The sequence below is a fragment of the Paludibaculum fermentans genome, from assembly GCF_051172195.1.
GTDB classification, from domain to species: Bacteria; Acidobacteriota; Terriglobia; order Bryobacterales; family Bryobacteraceae; genus Paludibaculum; species Paludibaculum fermentans_A.
In genome coordinates this window covers 698,625-717,456 of the sequence record NZ_JBPJAQ010000003.1, presented here as the reverse complement: position 1 = coordinate 717,456, position 18,832 = coordinate 698,625, and the positions used below count along the sequence as shown (strand labels likewise).

General features: G+C 63.5%; 13 protein-coding genes. 8 read left to right on the top strand and 5 right to left on the bottom strand.

The features are described 5' to 3' along the window. The coding region (locus ACR9Y2_RS36825; protein ID WP_435046901.1) for an alpha/beta hydrolase at positions 1–879 on the bottom strand (879 nt) is incomplete at its 3' end. Positions 880–1,158: 279 nt separating this feature from the next. Here ACR9Y2_RS36825 and ACR9Y2_RS36820 point away from each other — a divergent pair. Then, positions 1,159–1,899: a class I SAM-dependent methyltransferase gene (locus ACR9Y2_RS36820; protein ID WP_435046900.1), complete on the top strand. Its 741-nt coding sequence runs from the start codon at positions 1,159–1,161 to the stop codon at positions 1,897–1,899. A gap of 14 nt (positions 1,900–1,913) precedes the next feature. Here ACR9Y2_RS36820 and ACR9Y2_RS36815 read toward each other — a convergent pair whose 3' ends face one another. Beyond that, on the bottom strand, positions 1,914–2,531 hold the full coding sequence (locus tag ACR9Y2_RS36815; protein WP_435046899.1) for a hypothetical protein: 618 nt from the start codon (positions 2,529–2,531) through the stop codon (positions 1,914–1,916). Beyond that, positions 2,528–3,073 carry an RNA polymerase sigma factor gene (locus ACR9Y2_RS36810; RefSeq protein ID WP_435046898.1) on the bottom strand — a complete coding sequence of 182 codons (546 nt, stop codon included), beginning with the start codon at positions 3,071–3,073 and terminating at the stop codon, positions 2,528–2,530. Before ACR9Y2_RS36810 ends, ACR9Y2_RS36815 begins: the two co-directional genes overlap by 4 nt. A 106-nt stretch (positions 3,074–3,179) precedes the next feature. On the opposite strand from ACR9Y2_RS36810, the gene ACR9Y2_RS36805 reads away from it, so the two are divergent. Next, positions 3,180–3,932 (top strand): MBL fold metallo-hydrolase, encoded by a 753-nt coding sequence (locus ACR9Y2_RS36805; protein WP_435046897.1) that lies wholly within the window; start codon positions 3,180–3,182, stop codon positions 3,930–3,932. 339 nt (positions 3,933–4,271) lie between these two features. Next, positions 4,272–6,899, top strand: a complete 2,628-nt coding sequence (locus ACR9Y2_RS36800) for an ADOP family duplicated permease (protein ID WP_435046896.1) — start codon at positions 4,272–4,274, stop codon at positions 6,897–6,899. Positions 6,900–6,919: 20 nt separating this feature from the next. On the opposite strand, the gene ACR9Y2_RS36795 is transcribed toward ACR9Y2_RS36800, so the two are convergent. Beyond that, the gene (locus ACR9Y2_RS36795; protein WP_435046895.1) at positions 6,920–7,777 is read right to left on the bottom strand and encodes an alpha/beta hydrolase; all 858 of its coding nucleotides are present in this window, start codon (positions 7,775–7,777) and stop codon (positions 6,920–6,922) included. Between the two features lie 87 nt (positions 7,778–7,864). On the opposite strand from ACR9Y2_RS36795, the gene ACR9Y2_RS36790 reads away from it, so the two are divergent. The 5 genes from ACR9Y2_RS36790 to ACR9Y2_RS36770 all read left to right on the top strand — a co-directional run bounded on the left by ACR9Y2_RS36790 (position 7,865) and on the right by ACR9Y2_RS36770 (position 15,067). Continuing rightward, the gene (locus tag ACR9Y2_RS36790; protein ID WP_435046894.1) at positions 7,865–8,155 is read left to right on the top strand and encodes a hypothetical protein; all 291 of its coding nucleotides are present in this window, start codon (positions 7,865–7,867) and stop codon (positions 8,153–8,155) included. Positions 8,156–8,321: 166 nt separating this feature from the next. Further along, positions 8,322–9,614: a TolC family protein gene (locus tag ACR9Y2_RS36785; protein WP_435046893.1), complete on the top strand. Its 1,293-nt coding sequence runs from the start codon at positions 8,322–8,324 to the stop codon at positions 9,612–9,614. Then, positions 9,611–10,783, top strand: a complete 1,173-nt coding sequence (locus ACR9Y2_RS36780) for an efflux RND transporter periplasmic adaptor subunit (RefSeq protein WP_435046892.1) — start codon at positions 9,611–9,613, stop codon at positions 10,781–10,783. Before ACR9Y2_RS36785 ends, ACR9Y2_RS36780 begins: the two co-directional genes overlap by 4 nt. After that, on the top strand, positions 10,784–13,888 hold the full coding sequence (locus tag ACR9Y2_RS36775; RefSeq protein ID WP_435046891.1) for an efflux RND transporter permease subunit: 3,105 nt from the start codon (positions 10,784–10,786) through the stop codon (positions 13,886–13,888). Positions 13,889–14,047: 159 nt separating this feature from the next. After that, positions 14,048–15,067 (top strand): hypothetical protein, encoded by a 1,020-nt coding sequence (locus ACR9Y2_RS36770; protein WP_435046890.1) that lies wholly within the window; start codon positions 14,048–14,050, stop codon positions 15,065–15,067. 177 nt (positions 15,068–15,244) lie between these two features. Here the strand turns inward: ACR9Y2_RS36770 and ACR9Y2_RS36765 are convergent, their stop codons facing one another. Then, positions 15,245–18,625 (bottom strand): carboxypeptidase regulatory-like domain-containing protein, encoded by a 3,381-nt coding sequence (locus tag ACR9Y2_RS36765; RefSeq protein ID WP_435046889.1) that lies wholly within the window; start codon positions 18,623–18,625, stop codon positions 15,245–15,247. Between the last annotated feature and the right edge of the window lie 207 nt (positions 18,626–18,832).

The window sequence follows — 18,832 nt, the reverse complement described above, 5'->3', positions numbered from 1 at the left end:
GCGCCGTTTCAGATAGCCGAGGTCGTTCATCCATTCGCGCAGCAGCCCAGGCCATTGTGACTCGGGCATTTTTTCGAACTCGGGGGTACGGCCGGTCATGCCCACTCCGTGGCCGCCGCGCCGGAAGACGTGCAGCTCGGCGTCGACCTTTGCTTTCTGGAGGGCCAGGTAATATTCGCCGGAGGCGGCCGAGAGCCGGTCGTCGTTGTTGACGAAGAGGAAGGTGGGCGGGATGTCGGCGGAAGAGGCAGTAGCGGCGGAGATTCCGCCCGGATAGGCCAGCACCGCGAAATCGGGCCGGCTGCTGAGACGTTGAACGGGATCGGGTGACTGAGGCTGGCCGGGGTCGAAGCGATTTTCGGCGAGAGCGGCCAGGTGGCCGCCGGCCGAGAAGCCCATGACCCCGACGCGGCCGGGGTCGACACGCCAATCGCCCGCGCGGCTCCGGACGAGGCGAATGGCCCGCTGCACATCGGCCAGCGATTCGACGTCGGCTTTGTAGGTTGAACCTTCGGCGTTGGCGAGCCGGCTCTTGAGGACGAAGGCGGCGAGGCCCATCTCATTCAACTTGTTGGCCACAAACTCGCCTTCCAGGTCGACGACGAGGTAGCGATGTCCGCCGCCCGGGCAGACGATGAAGGCCGCGCCAGTGGCTTTTTCCGCGGGCGGCAGGTAGAGGGTGATGCCCGGCTGGTGGATGTCGGTGACGCGATGGAAGCGGTCGGGCGTGCCGCCCTCGATCCAGCGTTCAGGGGCTGTTTTGCCTTCCGAGCCGGGGGCGCCGGCCGGCCACAGCGGAACGGAGGGCCCTTTCATCGCGTATGGCGCATCCGACGCGAAACAGAGCGCCGCTACCACGAGGCCACAGCAGATTTTCATGCAGTCCATTCTATGGGATTGGGATGGAACTCAATTCGACGGAATGACGGGTGTTGTCGAGGCGTCCAGGACAGGCGACGTCCGGATGGGCGGTGAGGTGGGCGACAGGGAAAGTTGCCCTGCTCCCTGCCGTTAGCAGCAGTCGCGCAGCCGCTGGACTTCTGCCTCGGACTGCTATGCTCCGGTATGGGCAAGTTCACTCTCTGGGTTGTAGTTTCCACAATTTGTGTCATGGCTTTTGCGGCCGATGCATCTGGCGCACAGATAACGGATGAAGCGGTGTGGCAGCAATTTCTGGGGTGGCTGGCCAAGGCCGCTCCGAGCGACAATCCGCGGACTCTGCTGCTGGAGTACAGGAAGCAGCTGATTGCGGACGGGGTGGAGGCGGAAGACGCGGGCCGCCGGGTGGCCACGATCACGTCGTTGATGAAGACGCGGCAGGATGGCTGGCAGGTCATCTTCAATAACATCTACTCGAGTGCCAGTACGGGCTTCAGTACACGTCCCAACGCACTGTTGATGTCGGCGATAGAAGGCAGGCCCACGGGCCGGGCGCTGGACGCGGGCATGGGCCAGGGCCGGAATTCCGTATTTCTGGCCTTGAAGGGTTGGACGGTGACGGGATTCGACGTTTCCGACACCGGTTTGGCGATTGCGCGCAAGAACGCGGAGAAGGCAGGCGTGCAGCTGACCGCTATCCAGAAGAGCGAGAAGGAGTTCGACTACGGGGTGGCGGAGTGGGACCTGATGGTGTTCACATATGTGCCGTTTGCGGTGGAGAATGCGGAATATGTGCAGCGGCTGCGGCGGGCGCTGAGGCCGGGGGGCCTGGTGGTGATTGAAAGCTTCGCCTCGGAGGCGGGCAGCGCCGGGCGGCGGCCTGTCGACATCGATCCGGCTGCGCTGCGCCGGGCATTTGAAGGCTTCCGGATTGAGAAGCTGGAAGATGTCTTAGGCTCGCCGGATTGGACCACAGACAAAGTGCGGCTGGTGCGGATGATTGCCGAGAAGAAACGCTGAGCGCCGGAGCGGGTTCAGACGGACAGCCAGGCTCCCGGACCGGGCAAGGAGCGGGTGTGATGGAAGGTGTATTCGCCCAGCGGACGCTCCGCTCCGGCTTCGTCCAAGGTGACCAGGCGGGCAATCAGGGTGCTGGTGGGTGCGGCTTTGGCGAAGGTCATGGATTCCTGGTAGACAATGCCGCCGGCGCCGGGATTGATGGGGATGTCCGGCATCCGATGCTGTTCGACTCCGTGTTCGTCATAGAAGCAGAGGTCGACCCGGCTGGCGCCGACCAGGTTTGCAGCGAGACGGCCGATGAGGATGTCGTCCGCGGCGGTGACCGTGCATTGGACGCTGCCGCCGGGGGGTGGCGCATATTGCCGCACGTGGAGGCCATCGCGCTGGACGCATTGCACGAATTCGGGGGTGACGACCAAGCGGAGCGAGCCGCCACGGGCCAGGCTGCGAACGCCCTCGGCCAGTGCGATGACCTCGCGCAAACGGGCTCCACAGGAGTCGCAGCCGAGGAGGTGCTCCTCGACGGCTTCCTCTTCGAGGGCGGCGAGTGCGGAGAGCCAGTAGTCGACCAGGACCGCCGCGTCGACGGGATTAGGGCAGTTTCCGGGTTCAGTTCCGCTGGCCTGTTTCATAGAGGCGCCCCCATGCATTGGCGGAGTTGATGGACCGCGCGATGTCGAATCACCCTGACATTGGCCTCAGAGAGGCCGAGGGACCGGGCGACTTCCGCTCCGTCGCGGTCGTCGTAGAAGGTCATCACGACCACCGAGCGTTCCCGCTCTTTGAGTTTCCTGACGCATCGAGCGAGCTGTTCCTGATCGAGGTGCGGAGTGGCCGGCTGGACCGAGGCGCGCAGATCCTCACGGTAGAGATCGAGGAGACGTTCTTTGCGGATGGCGCCACGGCGCAAGTCGAGCACAGTCATGCGGCAGGTGCCGAGGACAAAGGAGGCGAGCTTATCGGGTTCCCGCAGGCGGCCCGCGCGAAGAGCCAGCAGGATGGTGATTAAGACCTGCTGCATCAGGTCCTCGGCGGCATGCTCATCCCGCAAGTGGCGTAGACCATAGAGCCGAATCCGCGGAGCCATGCGGCGGACGAACTCGGACTCAGCTTCGCAGTCGGCTCCGGAAGCGATTCGCGGCACCAGTTCAGCATCAGTGAGCCCCGTGACCATTCATCCCATTTTATGTGTAACGAAGAGTCCAGATTGTTACACATCCCGAAGCGAAAACGGATCGAGGCCGCGCGGCGGCCCGATCGAGCGAAAAGGAGACAGTCAAATGATTACTGATCAGCAAACAGGAACCCGCATTGACGAGATCGCGGCGGGGCTCTATCGGATTTCGACGCGCATGGACGTCGTGCCCGGGGGATTCACCTTCAATTCCTACCTGATAGAGGACGAGGAACCGCTGCTGTTCCACACAGGCTACCGGAAGTTGTTCCCGATGACCCTGGCGGCGATTGAGACGGTGATGCCGGTGGCGAAGCTGCGCTGGGCGGGCGGATCGCACTTCGAGAGTGATGAATTCGGGGCTTTGAACGATATCCTGGCGGCCGCGCCGGAGGCGACTGCGTTTGGCGCTGAGGTGGGGGTGATGACGTCGTTGAACGATTTCGCCATTAGGCCGCCGCGCGGGTTGGGCGACGGGGAGGAGTTTTCGATTGGGGCGCGGAAGATGAAATGGCTCTACACTCCGCATGTTCCGCACGGTTGGGATTGCGGCATCCTCTTTGATTTGTCCACGGGGACGCTGCTGTGCGGCGATCTGTTCACACAACCGGGCGCGAACATGCCGCCTGTCACCGAGTCGGAGGTGTTGAGCGCCAGCGAGGGGATGCGCGGGCAGATGGATTATTACGCCCAGGCGCCTACGACGACGGGGATCCTGCACCGCCTGGCGGACCTCCGGCCGTCGACGCTGGCGTGCCAGCACGGGAGCGCCTACCGGGGCGACGGCGGCGCGTTACTGAGGGAACTGGCGGCCATTCTGGAGAGTGAGCGAATTGCTGAGCGGGTGGTGAGTCGTTGAGGAGGGGGGACGTCTCGCGTTCTGCGGAGTTGCGGGAGAATTGCGCGGGAGTTTCGACTGGGCGGGGCTGAAGCCCCGCGCAACATAAATGTCGCCCCACTAAGGGCTGGCCCCGACCGTATGGGCGGCTTGAGCAGACTGGCTGGAAAAAAAACGCAGATTGCCCCAAACAGGGCGGCGACCCGGCCGTATCATAATCAGACTGTCTATGGGAGCGGACCTCCATTGAGCTGAGCGATTGCGACGGACGTTCGACGGCTGGTGCTGAGAATGCGTGGGTGAGAGAGTTGCGGCGCTTGCGGTGTGGGGCGCGGTGCAGGCGGGTGAAGAGGAGGTAACGTGGCACGTTTCAGTTGGGGCCGGTTGCGGCGACGTTGGCGGTTCCTGCTCTCCGATGACGAGCGGCAGCGGCGGTTGCGGGACGAGATGGAGTTTCACATCGAGTCGATGGCGGAAGAGTTCGTGGCCGGGGGTATGGGCGAAGACGAGGCGCAGGCGGCGGCGCGGAGGAGGTTTGGCAATATGACACAGCAGGCGGAAGATGCGCGCGGGGTGTGGCTGGTGCGCTGGTGGAGTGACCTGGTGCAGGACCTGCGCTATGCGTTTCGAGGGATGCGGCGCGATGCCGGGTTCACGGCCTTTGTGGTGCTGATCGCGGGGCTGGGTATTGGGGCGAGCGCAACCGTCTTCAGCGTGGTGAATGCGGTGTTGCTGCGGCCGCTGCCGTTTCGCGATCCGGGGCGGCTGGTGTGGATCTCGAATGCGGAGTGGGCGACGCAGGTGGACAACTTCAAGGACCTGCGGGCACAGAACCGATCGTTCACGGACCTGGCGGGGTCCGGCGGGTATGGAAGCGGCGACTGGCAGTTGACCGGCAGCGGCGAAGCGGAGCGGGTGACGGGCGTGCCGGTGACCCAGAACTATTTCCCCCTGCTGGGGGTGGAACCGGTGCTGGGCCGAGCGTTCACAGCGGAGGAGTGCCAGGGGCGAGCGGGTGCGCCTGCAGTGGTGATGCTGAACCATGGCTTCTGGCAGAGGCGGTTCGCCGCGGACCCTGGCGTGGTGGGCCGGAAGGTGATGCTGAACAACCGCCCTGTTGTCGTGGTGGGCGTGCTGCCGGCCTCCTTCGATTTCGCCGCTCTGTTCGCGCCTGGCACGGCGGTGGATCTGTTCATACCCTGGCCGTTGACCGAGGAGACAAACCGGCGCGGCAACACAATGGCGGTGGTGGGCCGGCTGAGGCCGGGCGCCACGCTGGAGGGTGCGCGGGCCGAGTTCGTGGGGCTGGCGAAACAGATGGCGAGCCAGCATCCGGAGCGCAATCCGGTGGAGCCGAGGCTGATTCCGCTGGAGCGGCGGATCAACGGCCGGGTGCGGCCGGCGCTGATCGTGCTTGGGTGCGCGGTGGGCGTGGTGATGCTGATTGTGTGTGCGAACCTCTCGAACCTGCAACTGGCCCGGCTGGGCGCACGGCAAAGGGAGTTGGCGTTGCGGGTGGCGCTGGGGGCCGGAAGGTTCCGATTGCTGCGGCAGATGTTCACGGAGAGCATTGCGCTGGCGTGTTGCGGGGCGGTGCTGGGTGTGGGGTTGGCCGTAGCCGGGGCGCAGGCGGTATCGCAGTTGAAGGGCTTCCACCTGCCGTTGTTGAGCAGTGTGCGGGTGGACGGGTATGTACTGGCCTTCGCGGTGCTGGCCGCGGTGTTGACGGGTGTGTTGTTCGGCTTACTGCCAGCGCTGAACAGTCCGGCGATGAAGGGGCAACAGGCGCTGCGGGAGGGCGGCCGGGGCATGAGCGCAGGGCAGGGACGCACCTGGATGCGGGATGCACTGGTGGTTTCGGAGATCGCCTTCGCTTCGATCCTGCTGGTGGGCGCGGGGCTGGTGGTACGCAGTTTTGTGCGGGTGCTGGACGTCAACCTGGGGTTTGAGCCTGAGCATACGGCGGTGCTGCGGGTGGATCCGGGGACCCGAATCGCGAACCTGGTCCAGCAGAACGCATTCCTGGATGACGTTTTACAGAGAGTACGCGCGATGCCGGGGGTGAGGTCGGCCGGGGTCTCCGACGTGCTGCCGTTTGCGGGCGACCGGTCCTGGCAGGTCTCCGGGAAAGGCCAGGTTTACCCGAAGGGGCAGCATCCCGAAGCGTACATCCGGGTGGTGAGCGAGGGCTATTTTGCGGCGGCCGGCATCCGCCTGCAGGCGGGCAGAGAGTTCGCGGAAGGGGATCGCGACTCGAGAGAACTGGTGGTGATGGTGAACCAGACGCTGGCGCGGACCCTGTGGCCAGGGCAGGACGCGGTGGGCCAGGTGATGACGCAGGATGGAGGGCGGCGGGTGATCGGCGTGGTGGCGGATGTCCGCCACGAGGTGCTGGAGACGGTGGGGGGTTCTGAGATGTATATCCCGCTGCGGCAGACGAGGGACTACGGCGCGATGGAGCTGGTGGTGCGGACGATGCTGCCGCCGGAGACGCTGACGGGGGGATTGCGGGCGGCACTGTTGCCGATGGACGCGAATCTGCCGGTGAGGGAATTGAAGAGCCTGCAGGCACTGGTGGACCAGGCAGTGTCACCGCGGAGATTTCTGGTGCTGCTGCTGGGTGGATTCGCCGGGTTTGCGCTGTTGCTGGCTTCGCTGGGCATCTATGCGGTGATTTCCTATTCGGTGAACCAGCGCGTGCAGGAGCTTGGGATCCGGATGGCGCTGGGGGCTACGCCGGCCGCGCTGCAGGGGGGGATCCTGCTGCACACCTTCGGGCTGGCGGCGGTGGGACTCGGGGTCGGGCTGGCCGCGTCGCGGGTGTTATCGAGCATGCTGGGCAGCCTGCTGTTTGGAGTGACCTCGGGCGATCCGGCCACGTATGCGGGCATGGGCGGGCTGCTGATTGTGGTGGCTGCCGCGGCGGGGTACATTCCGGCCTGGCGCGCCTCGCGGATCGATCCGATGGTGGCGCTGCGGTCGAGTTGAGCGGGCTGGCTGCCGGGCACTCACTCGCTGGGCCAGGCCGGGAGAGGGTGGTTTGCGGCCCGTTCGAGCCAATCCAGAGCAAACTGCGCGACGGGCTGCCATTGCGGCTCGTTGTGAAGCTCGTGGAAGTAGCCATCCCAGCATTTGAAGGCGGCCCTGCCGTGGGAACCGGACACAAAACGCTCAGAGGCGGCCAGGCTGGTGATGCGGTCGGCGTTGCCGTGCATTAGAAGGACGGGCAGGGTGAGTTCCGAGGCGCGGCGGAGGGCGGACTGGCCGGCCGCCTGGATTTCGGTAAAGAACGAGACGCTGATGCGATCGTGGACCAGCGGGTCCTCGCGGTAGCGGCGGACCACGGCGGGGTCGCGCGAGAGGCAGGACGCGTCGAGGCCGGTGGGGAATGTCATCGCGGGAAGAATCCGATAGAGGAGCCGTGCCAGCAGCAGTTTGGCCTTTGACGGCTGGAAGGCGAGCTCCAGATAAGGCGCGGAGGCGATGCCGGCTGTAAAGCCAGGTTGCCGCCGGATGAGGAAGTTCAGTGCGAGGTTGCCGCCCATGCTGTGGCCGTAGAGGTAGCGGGGGCAGGCGGGGCATTCGTCGGCCACTTGCGCGGTGAAGTCGGCGATGTCATCGAGGAGGTGCTCGAGCGAGGGTGTATGGCCTCGGGTTCCCTGCGAGCGGCCGTGGCCGCGATGATCGAAGCCCGCAGAGGCATACCCATTCACAGCCCAGAAGGCGGTGAGGTGATCGTAGCGCCGGCTGTGCTCACCCATGCCGTGAATGAGCGTGATGACTCCCCTGATGGGCCCCGAGGGGTGGCGCACCCAGCCGTAGAGGCGGAGTCCATCGCGCGTCGATAGAGTCAATTCCCGAATCATGGCTGACGTCCCCAGGCCGGAGTTTATCGAAAAACAGGATTGCAGGGCCGAGGGGGACTCGCATTAGGTGGGATAATAGGATTGCCTGTGTCGCGCAAAATCCTTATTCCGCTGATTGCCGTACTGCTGCTGATGGTTGTCGGGGCAGAGGCTTTTGCGTGCGACCTGATGGATCCGTGTTTCAGCAGCGTCGCGGAGGGCAGCGGCGGATGTGACCAACCTTCCGGCGACAACTGCATGTGCTGCTGCCAGCACATTGTCCCGGCTACGATTCTGAGAGTGATCGCGAGCGAATACCTGTCTGAGGCGATTCCTCTCCCGCCCGCCGCGCATGCCATGACGATGGCGCTGCCGATTGAACACCCTCCGCAACTGTAGACATTCCTGTCCCTGAACCCCTGCGAAGAAAATTGAGGCTCGGTATGGCCGCATTGGGCCGCGTGTTGCGCCGTTGCCGGTGGGCCGGGCGAAAGCAGGGCCACAGGCCACCGAACCAACCACTGCAACGCGTTGTTTGGACACAGAGACCAATTGGGAGAATGCTATGTTGCGAAGCTACCCGTCCCTGCTTGTGCTGTTGTTTGGCGCGAACTGGGCAGTGGGGCAGACGGCCGGATCAGGGGTGAGCGTCGAGCAGTTGATTCAACAGTCGTTTGCGCAGAACCGCGAGATTCTGGCGGTGCAGCAGCGACTGGCGGAGGCGCGCGGCCTGCTGCGGCAAGCGGGGAACCGGCCGGCGCCTACGTTGGAATCGAATGCCGGAAGCGGCCGTCCACTGGGGACGCAGGGGGAAGAGGAGTACAGCGTCGGGTACTTCCAGCCCATTGAAACCGGGGGCAAGCGGCCAAAGAGGCTGGAGGTTGCCCAGAAGGAAGTGGAACTGGCGGAGGCGGAGCTGACGGAGCGAAGGCGGCAACTGGCGTACGAGATCAAGGCGCGGTACGTCGACGCAGTGGCGAGCTTACGCAAGGTGGAGGCGATTGACCGGATTGTCGAGGTCAACCGGAAGGCGTACCAGTTGGTGGAGGCGCGGGTGCAGAGGGACGACGCGGCGCCGCTGGATCGTCAGTTGCTGCTGGTGGAGCTGAACCGGACCGAGGCGCAGCGGTCTGTGTTTGTGGGGCAGGCGCAGGCGGCGGAGGTGGAGCTGCGGCGAGCGGCGGCTATTGGGGTGGAGCGGCCGCTGGTCCTGTCCACAGCTCCGGCAGCGGTGAGCATGACGGCCTCGACGCTGGAGGAACTGCGGCAGCGCGCGCTGGCGCAGCGACCCGATTTGCGGGCGGCGCGCACGCTTTCGTCTCAATCGGAAGCCGAACTCGCCCTGGCCCACGCGCAGGGAAGGCCCGACGTCACGGTGTCCGCGCAATACGCGCGGAGGTATTCGCAGTTTGAGGACCCGGTGCGCGTGACGGGGCGAGGCAGCCCACTGCTACTGCAGGATCGGGACAACGTATTGACGCTGGGGGTTTCGATCCCGCTGATGACCCACAAGCGCAACCAGGGCAATGTGGAAGCAGCGGAGGCGCGGCGGAACGCGGCGCAGCTGAGGAGCCAACACCTGGAGATCACGGCCGGGCTGGAGGTGGAAGCAGCGTGGGCGCGGTGTGAGGCGGCGCGGAAGACGGTGGCGATCCTGCAGGGAGGGGTGTTGGACGAGTCGGGCAAGAACCTGTCCGTGATACGCCAGGCGTACGAACTGGGCCAATTGCGGTTGCTGGATGTCCTGAACGAGCAGCGGCGGCTGCTGGAGACGCAGCTGACCTTCATCGATGCTGAGGCTGAACTGGTGCGCAGCACGGCGGAACTGGAACGGGCGGCGGGAGGAGAACTCAAGTGAAAAGACAAATGCTGCTGCTGGCGGCCGCAGTGGGGCTGGCGGCGTGCTCCGGATCGAAGAAGGAGCCCGCGGCGAATGAGGAGAAGAGCGAGAGCGGTTTTGTCCAGATCAGTCCTGAAGCGCAGAGGCACTTTGGGATCCAGGTGGAACCGGCGGCGGTGCAGGAATTGAACGAACTGCTGCAGGTGCCTGGCACGGTGCAGCCTGTCGACAGCCGGGTGAACACGATCAGGCCGCTGGCGCGAGGGCGGCTGCACGAAGTGCTGGTGAAGGTGGGCGACCGGGTGAGCAAGGGGCAGGCGTTGGCGACCTACGACAACATGGAGGCGGGCGAGTTGGCGGCGCAACTGGCGGGCGCCCGTGCCGATGTGGAGCGACTGCGGGGGCAGGAGCGTCAACTGGGCCGGCAGGCGGAGCGGGCTCGCGCGCTGGCCGAGATCGGGGCCGTTCCGAAGAAGGAATACGAGCAGGCCGCCGCGGACCACAAGGCCGCCGGGCAGAGCGTGCAATCGCAGGAAAGCGTTTTGGCCGGGATTCAGGCGCGGCTGCGGCGATTTGGGTTCAACAATGCGGAGATCCAGACGACGCCCATCACCACGATCGCGGCGCCACTGGCCGGAGTGATTACGAAGCAGGAAGCATCGCCGGGTGAGGTGGTGGAGCCGGCCACCGCACTGTTCACCATCGCTGACCTGAGCACGGTCTGGGTACAGGCTGAAGTCTACGAGAAGGACCTGGGGCGGCTGCGCGTGGGGCAGGATGCGCAGATCACGGTGGACACCTATCCTGACCAGAATTTCACGGGCAGAGTCACGTATGTGAGCGACGTGCTGGACCCGCAGACAAGGACGGCGCGGGTTCGCTGCGAGGTGCCGAATGGGGCAATGAAATTGAAGCTCGATATGTATGCCACGGTACAACTGCCGACGACCTTCAGCCGCAAGACACTGGCCGTGCCATCGGGCGCGATTCAGGAGGTGGGCGATAAGACGGTGGTCTTCGTGAGGAAGTCCGCGACGGAGTTCGAGCCGCGAGGGGTGACGGCGGGCAAGACGGTGCGGGGCCTGGTGGAGATCCTCAGCGGGCTTACGGCCGGGGAGCCGGTGGTGAAGGCCGGCGCGTTTCATCTCAAATCGATCCTGGTGGGCAAGGAACTGGGAGAAGAATAGATGAACTTCCTGATCGATTGGTCGCTAAGGTATCGGGCCATCGTCCTGCTGGGCATCGTATTGACGGTTGTTTTCGGGCTCTACTCACTGCAGCAATTGCCGATTGACGCCGTTCCCGACATCACTCCGAACCAGGTGCTGGTGCTGACGCGAGCACCCAGCCTGTCGCCGGTGGAGGTGGAGCAGTTCCTGACATTTCCGATCGAGAACGCGATGACCGGGTTGCCAGGGGTGGAGCGGATTCAATCCGTCTCGAAGAATGGACTTTCGTATGTCGCCGTCTACTTCAAGGAGGAAGTGGAGACGTACTTTGCGCGGCGGCTGGTGATGGAGCGGCTGCCGCAGGCGCGGGAGAGCATTCCGGCCGGGATGGGGTCGCCGGAGATGGGACCGATCGCGACGGGGCTGGGCGAGGTGTATCAGTTCAAGGTGACGGGCCCGGGGCGATCGCTGATGGAGTTGCGGAGCATCCTGGATTGGGATATCGCGCCCAAGCTGCGTTCGGTGCCGGGCATTGTCGAGGTAAACACGCATGGCGGGGAGTTGAAGTCTTACGAGATCCAGTTGGACAGCGAAAAGCTGGTGGCCTATCACGTTTCGCTGGAGAAGCTGATCTCCTCGCTGGAGAAGAACAATGCGAATGCGGGCGGCGCCTATCTGGAGCGGATGGAGCAGCAGTCCTTGGTGCGGGGCGAAGCGTTGATCACGAGCCTGGCGGACATCGAGAAGATTGTGGTGGGGGTATCGCCGACGGGCACCCCGATCCTGGTGAGGAACCTGGGGGAGGTGCGGTTCGCAGCCGCCGTGAGGCAGGGGTTTGCAACGCAAGACGGCAAAGGCGAGATCGTGATCGGGGTCGCGATGATGCTGATCGGTGAGAACTCGCGTGTCGTGGTGGACCGGGTGAAGAAGAAGCTGAGCGCGATCCAGAAGTCGCTGCCGCCGGGCGTGCGGGTGGAGCCGCTTTACGACAGGACCGAACTGGTGCGCCGGACGATTGGGACTGTGAGCAGAAATCTGCTGGAGGGCGGGCTGCTGGTGGTGGCGGTGCTACTGCTGTTGCTGGGCAGTTTCAAGGGAGGGGTGATGGTGGCCCTGGCGATTCCCCTATCGATGCTGGCGGCCTTTACGGGCATGGTGCAGGCCAACATTTCGGGGAACCTGATGAGCCTGGGCGCGATCGATTTCGGCCTGGTGGTGGACGGATCGGTCGTGATGGTGGAGAACATCCTGCGGCGCCTGGGCCACCGGAAGCCCGGGGAGGAATCGATGAGCGTGATCCGCCAGGCGGCCCAGGAAGTGGCCAAACCCACGTTTTTCGGCATCCTCATCATCGTGCTGGTGTACATACCGATTCTGACGCTGCGGGGTGTGGAGGGGAAGATGTTCCGGCCCATGGCGATTACCCTGCTCTTCGCGCTGGCCGCCTCGCTGGTGATCGCGCTGGCGGTGATGCCGGTGCTGAGCTCGTATGTCTTCAGGAAGCGGGTGGTGGAGAAGGAGACCTGGCTGATGAGGAAGGCAGCAGCGGTCTACGCGCCGATGTTGCGCCGCACGCTGCGGTTTCCGCTGGTCACCGCCGGACTGGCGGCCCTCGCCTTCGTGGCCACGCTGGCTATTGTGCCCCGGCTGGGCGCGGAGTTCATCCCGACGCTGGATGAGGGATCGATTGTCGTGATGATGTATCGGGTGCCCGGCATCTCGGTGGCCGAGTCGCTGCACGGCAACGAGATCATCGAGAACGTACTGCGCGAGTTCCCTGAGGTGCAGACGGTGTATTGCCGGACCGGGCGGCCCGAGGTGGCGACGGATCCGATGGCGATCGACCAGAGCGATGTGTATGTCTTCCTGAAGCCGGCGGCGGAGTGGCCGCGCTGGCGGACGAAAGAGGATCTGATTTCCAGTATGAAATCGAAGCTGGAGGAGCATGCGCCGGGGGCCGGATACAGCTTCTCGCAGCCGATTCAGATGCGTATGCAGGAGCTGATGGAAGCGGGCGTGCGCTCAGACATCGCGGTGAAGCTGTATGGCGACGACCTGACGATCCTGCGGCAGAAGGCGGACCAGATCGCGACGGTGGTACAGCGCGTGCCGGGGGCGGCGGATGTGCGTGCGGAACAGGTGGCGGGGCTGCCGTATCTACGGATCCGGATCAAGCGGGATGTGCTGGCGCGGCACGACCTGGATGCGGCTGATGTGCTGAATACGGTGGAGTCGATTGGCGGCAAAGTGGTGGGGCAGGTGGTGGAAGGGAACAAGCGATTTGGCATGCAGATCCGATTTGACGAGGCGCACCGGGGCAGTGTCGACGCGATCAGGAATCTGATGGTGGGCGACAACGAGGGGCACTTCATTCCGCTGGCGCAACTGGCTGATGTGTTCGAAGAGAGCGGGCCCGCGCAGATCAGCCGTGAGAATGCGCAGCGGCGGATCTCAGTGGAGCTGAATGTACGAGGGCGGGACCTGGCTGGGTTTGTCACAGAGGCGAGCCGGTTGGTGGCGGAGAAAGTGAAACTGCCCGCGGGCTATTCCATCGAGTGGGGTGGCAAGTTCGAGCAACTGGACAGCGCGACGCGGCGGCTGGCGATTACGGTGCCGATGGTGCTGCTGCTGATTGTTGTCCTGCTGTATCTCAACTTCGGCTCGCTGGCGCCGGCCCTGCTGATCTCGTTGAACGTGCCTTTGGCGGCCGTGGGCGGCGTTCTCGCGTTGTATTTACGGCAAATGCCCTTCAGTATTTCGGCGGGCGTGGGGTTCATCGCATTGTTTGGGATCGCGGTGCTGAACGGCATCGTGCTGCTGACGAACGTAATTGAGACACGCAAGGGTGGAACGGCGCTGGCTGAAGCAGTGGAAGCGGGGTCGAGGACGAGGCTGCGTCCGGTGCTGATGACAGCGCTGGTGGCGAGCCTGGGCTTTTTCCCGATGGCGTTCTCACACGGCGCGGGTGCGGAAGTACAGCGTCCGCTGGCGACGGTTGTGATTGGAGGGCTGGTCTCCTCGACGGCGCTGACGCTACTGGTGCTGCCGGCCCTTTACCTGATGCTGGAACGGAGACGGGCAGCAGCAGGGGGAGGAGGGGCCACCGGGAGCATACAGGGATAGAGCCGTCCGCAAGGGCGCCGGGCGGCCGGCGGCTTGTTTTTGCCGGCCGTGGGCAACTAGGATTGGGGACTGAGTTCCGGCCGCGGGCGCAGTGAGGGCCGCAGGACAGGGCGGTTAGCTTCCCGGTACGAGCCCTGGCGGCCCGGTGAAAGGAGATGGATGCTGAAGAGTCTGTTGAGCGTGTTAGCCCTTGGAGTGGCCGTAGGTGCGGGGTTCGCTGCGGATGGGCCCATCGCGGAGATCTCGAATGGCCTAGTCCGCGCAAAGGTCCACTTGCCGGATGGGCGGACTGGCTTCTACAGGGGTACGCGGTTCGATTGGGCCGGCGTAGTATCCGACTTGGAGTACTCCGGACACAACTACTATCCGCGGTGGTTTGACAGGGTCGATGCGACGATTCGGGATTTCGTGTATGAAGGCGCCTCGATTGCGGCGAGCCCGTGCACGGCGGTGACGGGGCCGGCGGAGGAGTTCCGGACTCCGCTGGGGTATGACGAAGCGAAGCCGGGCGGAACGTTTGTGAAGATCGGCGTCGGGGTGCTGCGGAAGAAGGACGCGGCGGCTTATGATTCATTCCATCTTTACGAGGTAGTGGATGGCGGCCGGTGGAGTGTTCGCAAGACGGGTTCGGCTGTCGAGTTCGTGCAGGAGCTGAGTGATGCGGGCTCTGGCTACGGCTACTTGTACAAGAAGACAGTGGCTTTGACGAAGGGCCAGTCGCAGATGGTGCTGAGCCACAGCTTGAAGAACACGGGGAAGGTTGCGATCCGGAGCACGGTCTACAATCACAACTTTCTGTATCTCGACCGGAGGCCCCCCGGTCCGGATTTTGTCATCAGGTTTCCCTTTGAGATTCGCGGCGCCGAGGTGCCACCGATGGCCGAAGTTCGAGGCAAGCAGGTGGGGTATACGAAGATCCTGAGCGGCGAAGATCGTGTGCAGATGGCGGTGAGCGGCTTTGGCGCAGAGGCGAAGGACTACGACATCCGGATCGAGAACAAGGCGGCAGGCGCGGGTGTGCGCATTACGGGCGACCGGCCGCTGAGCCGGATCTTCCTGTGGTCGATTCGCGCGCCGCTTTCCGTGGAGCCATTTGTGAACGTGGAGATCCAGCCGGGCGGTGAGTTTAGCTGGAAGATCGTCTACGACTACTACACGCTGCCGACAGACAGGCGGTGAAGGAGTTGACGAAGCCTGCAATCCCACCCGTAAGCGGCGATGGCGGTGAGGCCGGCGGACGGGATTCCCCGGCCGCAACGGGCCAGAGGGTGGAAAGAACAAGGCCGGCACTGCGAGGAGAGCCGGCCTTGGAATATTCGAGATGAGACCGGGCCGATTGGGGCCGGTCCGGGTCGGCTAGAAGTAGAACTTCAGGCCGAGCACGATGCGCCGCGAGAGGGCGGCGTTGGTGTAGCGTCCCAGATTGGCATTGATCTGGTCACCGGCTGCGTTGAAGCGCGCTGTGGTGTCCATGCTGCTGTACTGGGTGTGGTTGAAGGTGTTATAGGTCTCGAAGCGGAACTGCATGCTGCGGCCTTCGCGGGCGCCGAGTTTGAAGTTCTTGAAGAGGGAGATGTCCCAGTTGTTGAGGCCCGGATTCGTGACGTTGGTCTTGGCGGCATTTCCAATACCGTTGACTGAGTAGGCGGCCGTAGGCGGTTTGAAGGCGTTCACGTTGAAGGCCTGACCGTCGGGCGCGGGTCCATTCGGGTCGCCCACTGTGACGAGGCGGCTATCGACGCCATTGCCGGAGGCTCCAGTGAGATCCGCAGAATAGGAGAGGCTGTAGCCGATGCCGGCGGGGGAGCCGGTATTAAACTGGCTAACGCCGGAGATCTCCCATCCGTCGAGAGCGACGCGACTGAACTTGTTGTCCCAACTCTTGCTAAAGTCGGGCAGGTTGTAGGTATAGTTCAGCATCAGGGTATGGCGGCGATCGAAGCCGGCCAGACCATAGTTGCGCATGCGGTAGTTGAGCGTGGGGCTGAGGGCGCCACCCTGGCCATCGACAAGATCGAGGGCTTTCGACCAGGAGTACGCGGTGTGGAAGGTGAAGCGGTCAGAGAAGCGCTTGGTGAGCTGCACCTGCATTGCGTTGTAGTTCCCATAGCCGGAGAACTCCAGATAGTTGATGTTGGAGTAGCCGAGATAGGGCCGCAGGAAGTTGGCAGGCAGCGCGGTGCCGGTGGTGGAGTCGATGCTGGACGCGAGGAAGTTGGTTCCGTACTGCGTGGCGTTCAGATCGCGGTAGACCAGCAGATGCTTCTGCGTATTGCCGACATAAGCCACGTCGAGCACGGCGCCGAAGCCGATGCTCTGCTGGACGCCGAAACTCCAGTTGTATACGGTAGGCGGGCTGTAGCTGCGCTGGAACCCATAGACGGAGGCCGGCCCGATGGTGCTGCCGGTGGTGGAGGAGGTCAGGCTGGCGAGCGTGGTGTAGTTCGCCGTGCCGGTTGTCACGAGCGGGGGCATCTGGACGAGTTGGAGAACCTGATCGTCGTTGAAGCGGTCGTAGAAGATGCCAAAACCCGAACGGATGGCAGTCTTTCCATTGCCGAAGACGTCCCAGGCGATGCCGATGCGGGGCGCAGTCTGGATTGAGGGCGAATTGAGGACCTTTTCCTTGTAGGTGGTCATGCCCTGATAGGGCGTGCCGGTGGAGGGGGAGAAGGCTCCGATCTTGACCGCAGGGTAGAGGGTCCCGGTGGAAGGGTCTCGCGCCATGCGGGTTTTTGACACTGGATCGTTGTATGGCGCCAGCAGCGGCGGTTGGCCAGAGCGGCTGTAGGCGCCGCCGTCAAAGATGGCCAGAGTATCGTTGGCGCTGTAGCTGGGCTGGATGGAGTAGAAGCGAACGCCGGCATCGATCGCGATGCGGCGGCTGATTTTCCAGCTGTCCTGCACGTACCATTCCGCGTTGAAGAAGCGGCCGTGCGCGGAAGGATGACCGCTGGATTCGGAGTATGAATCCACGACGCCTAGAATTGCGTTGGCGTAGGGGTGGTTTGTGTCGTAGGGATTGTTGACATCGCGGTTGAACGCGAGAGAGCCGTTGAAGGTGGTGGAGCGGGCGGCGTTGCGCGTGGTTCTCTCCAGATAGACGCCCATCTTGAAGTTGTGTTTGCCCCAGATCTTCGAGAGGTTATCGGAGTAGTTCCAGATGTTGTTGGTGCCGAAGAAGGGATAGCGGCCCTCGATGGAGAGGGAGGCGGCGCCGGTGACGCCGGAGAAGGTGGCATTGGGGATGAGGTTCAGCGGGTTGGCCGAGGGATAGAACTGGCCCAAGGTGATGCCGAGTTTGCTGCGCACGTTGGCGTTGAGGCGGTCCTGGGTGAGGGCGTCGACGGTCTGCTTGGCGCGGTTTACGCCGAAGGTAAACTCGTTGACCATGGTCGGGCTGAAGGTGTGGATCAACGTGGCGACGGCGCCGGCGCTGTGGATCTCGTAAGAGATGGGCAGTTGGGGCCAGCCGTTGTTGCCGCCGAGGCCGACGGAGAGGCCATACTCGCCGCGCACGGCCTGGAAGTCCTGAATCAGGCGGACATAGAAGGTGGTGTTGGAGGTGATGTTGTAGTCGGAGCGCAGAATGGAGTCGCGCCGGGGCTGCTTGTTAATGCTAACGCCTGTCCAATTGTAGTTGTTGCTGGGCCCCTTGGTATTCGGTAGTGGGAAGAGGCTGAGGAGCTTCTGCCCGTTGGCGTCGATGCGACTGGACGGGATGGTGTTGTTCGGAAATGCCGCACCACCGTTGTACGGATCCTTGATGGCGATGAGGGCATTGTTTGCGTCGAAGGACTGCGAATAGTCACCGTTGCGCTCAAGGGTGGTGGGGAAGGTCTGGGTCTGGGTGCTGGAGGGCGCCTGAATGGGCAGGAACTCCTGCGACCAGAAGAAGAAGAGTTTGTCGCGATTGCGATTGAACTTGGTTCCGGGCAGGAGCACAGGGCCACCCAGGGTGTAGCCGGGGTAGTTGTAGCGATAGCGCGGACGAGGAAGTCCGCTCTTGTTATTGAGCCACTCGTTAGCGTTCAGCGCTTCATTCCGGAGGAAATAGTAGGCGCTGCCGTGGAAATCGCGAGTGCCGCTCTTGATTACGGTGAGAATCGTGGCGCCGGAGCTGCGGCCATATTCCGCCTGGTAATTGCTGAGCAGGACTTTGACCTCACCGACAGCGTCGATGCTTGGCGCGAGGTAGGGGCCGGTGAGTGAACCGGTATCCAAACTCGACACGCCATCCAATGTCAGGTTGATGGAGCCTGCGCGGGTGCCGTTGATATTGATGCCGGTGAGGTCGTTCCAGCCGGGTGACTCGCGGTTCGCGGTGTCGATGACACCGGGCAACAGCTTGGCCGTACCCATGTAGGAGCGGCCCTTCAAGGGCAGTTCCGCCATCTGCCGGGAAGTGATGAGACCAGAGCGTTCAGCGCTCTCCGTCTGGAGGCGGGCCGCTTCCGCGGTGACAGTGACAGTGTCGGTGAGGGCACCCACTTCGAGAGAGATGGGCTGGAGGTTCACACGTTCGGTCGCCGTGATGGAGATCTTCGACTGTTCGTACTTTTTGAAGCCCTGCGCATTGATGCGAAGTGAGTAGGTACCAGGAAGTAGTTCAGTAAAGAGGTAATAGCCTTCCGCGGTCGACTGGGCCGTGCGGGTTTGGCCGGTTAGTGCGTTGGCGATAGTGACTTCAGCATTGGCTACGGTGCCTCCGCTGGTGTCAAGGATGGTTCCAGACAATTGACCCGTGAGTCCTTGACCCACGAGCGGTGCGGGCATCGCGGCCGCTAGAACAAAGAGCGCAGCAGCCAGTATCCCGGAGCGGTTAAATACGGGAAGTTTGTATTTTTTCATTGTTAACTCCCAATGACGGCAGGCTTCACAACGAGTAAGCGGGCCCACACACACTACGCCCTAGGTCATTTTTTGGTTCGGGGCTTACCCCTG

What these genes read in the sequence shown, in the direction of transcription:
- ACR9Y2_RS36815 (WP_435046899.1), bottom strand. Translation starts at nt 2,531, where the DNA reads ATGAAACAGGCCAGCGGAACTGAACCCGGAAACTGCCCTAATCCCGTC.
- ACR9Y2_RS36785 (WP_435046893.1), top strand. Translation starts at nt 8,322, where the DNA reads ATGTTGCGAAGCTACCCGTCCCTGCTTGTGCTGTTGTTTGGCGCGAAC.
- ACR9Y2_RS36810 (WP_435046898.1), bottom strand. Translation starts at nt 3,073, where the DNA reads ATGGTCACGGGGCTCACTGATGCTGAACTGGTGCCGCGAATCGCTTCC.
- ACR9Y2_RS36775 (WP_435046891.1), top strand. Translation starts at nt 10,784, where the DNA reads ATGAACTTCCTGATCGATTGGTCGCTAAGGTATCGGGCCATCGTCCTG.
- ACR9Y2_RS36805 (WP_435046897.1), top strand. Translation starts at nt 3,180, where the DNA reads ATGATTACTGATCAGCAAACAGGAACCCGCATTGACGAGATCGCGGCG.
- ACR9Y2_RS36770 (WP_435046890.1), top strand. Translation starts at nt 14,048, where the DNA reads ATGCTGAAGAGTCTGTTGAGCGTGTTAGCCCTTGGAGTGGCCGTAGGT.
- ACR9Y2_RS36795 (WP_435046895.1), bottom strand. Translation starts at nt 7,777, where the DNA reads ATGATTCGGGAATTGACTCTATCGACGCGCGATGGACTCCGCCTCTAC.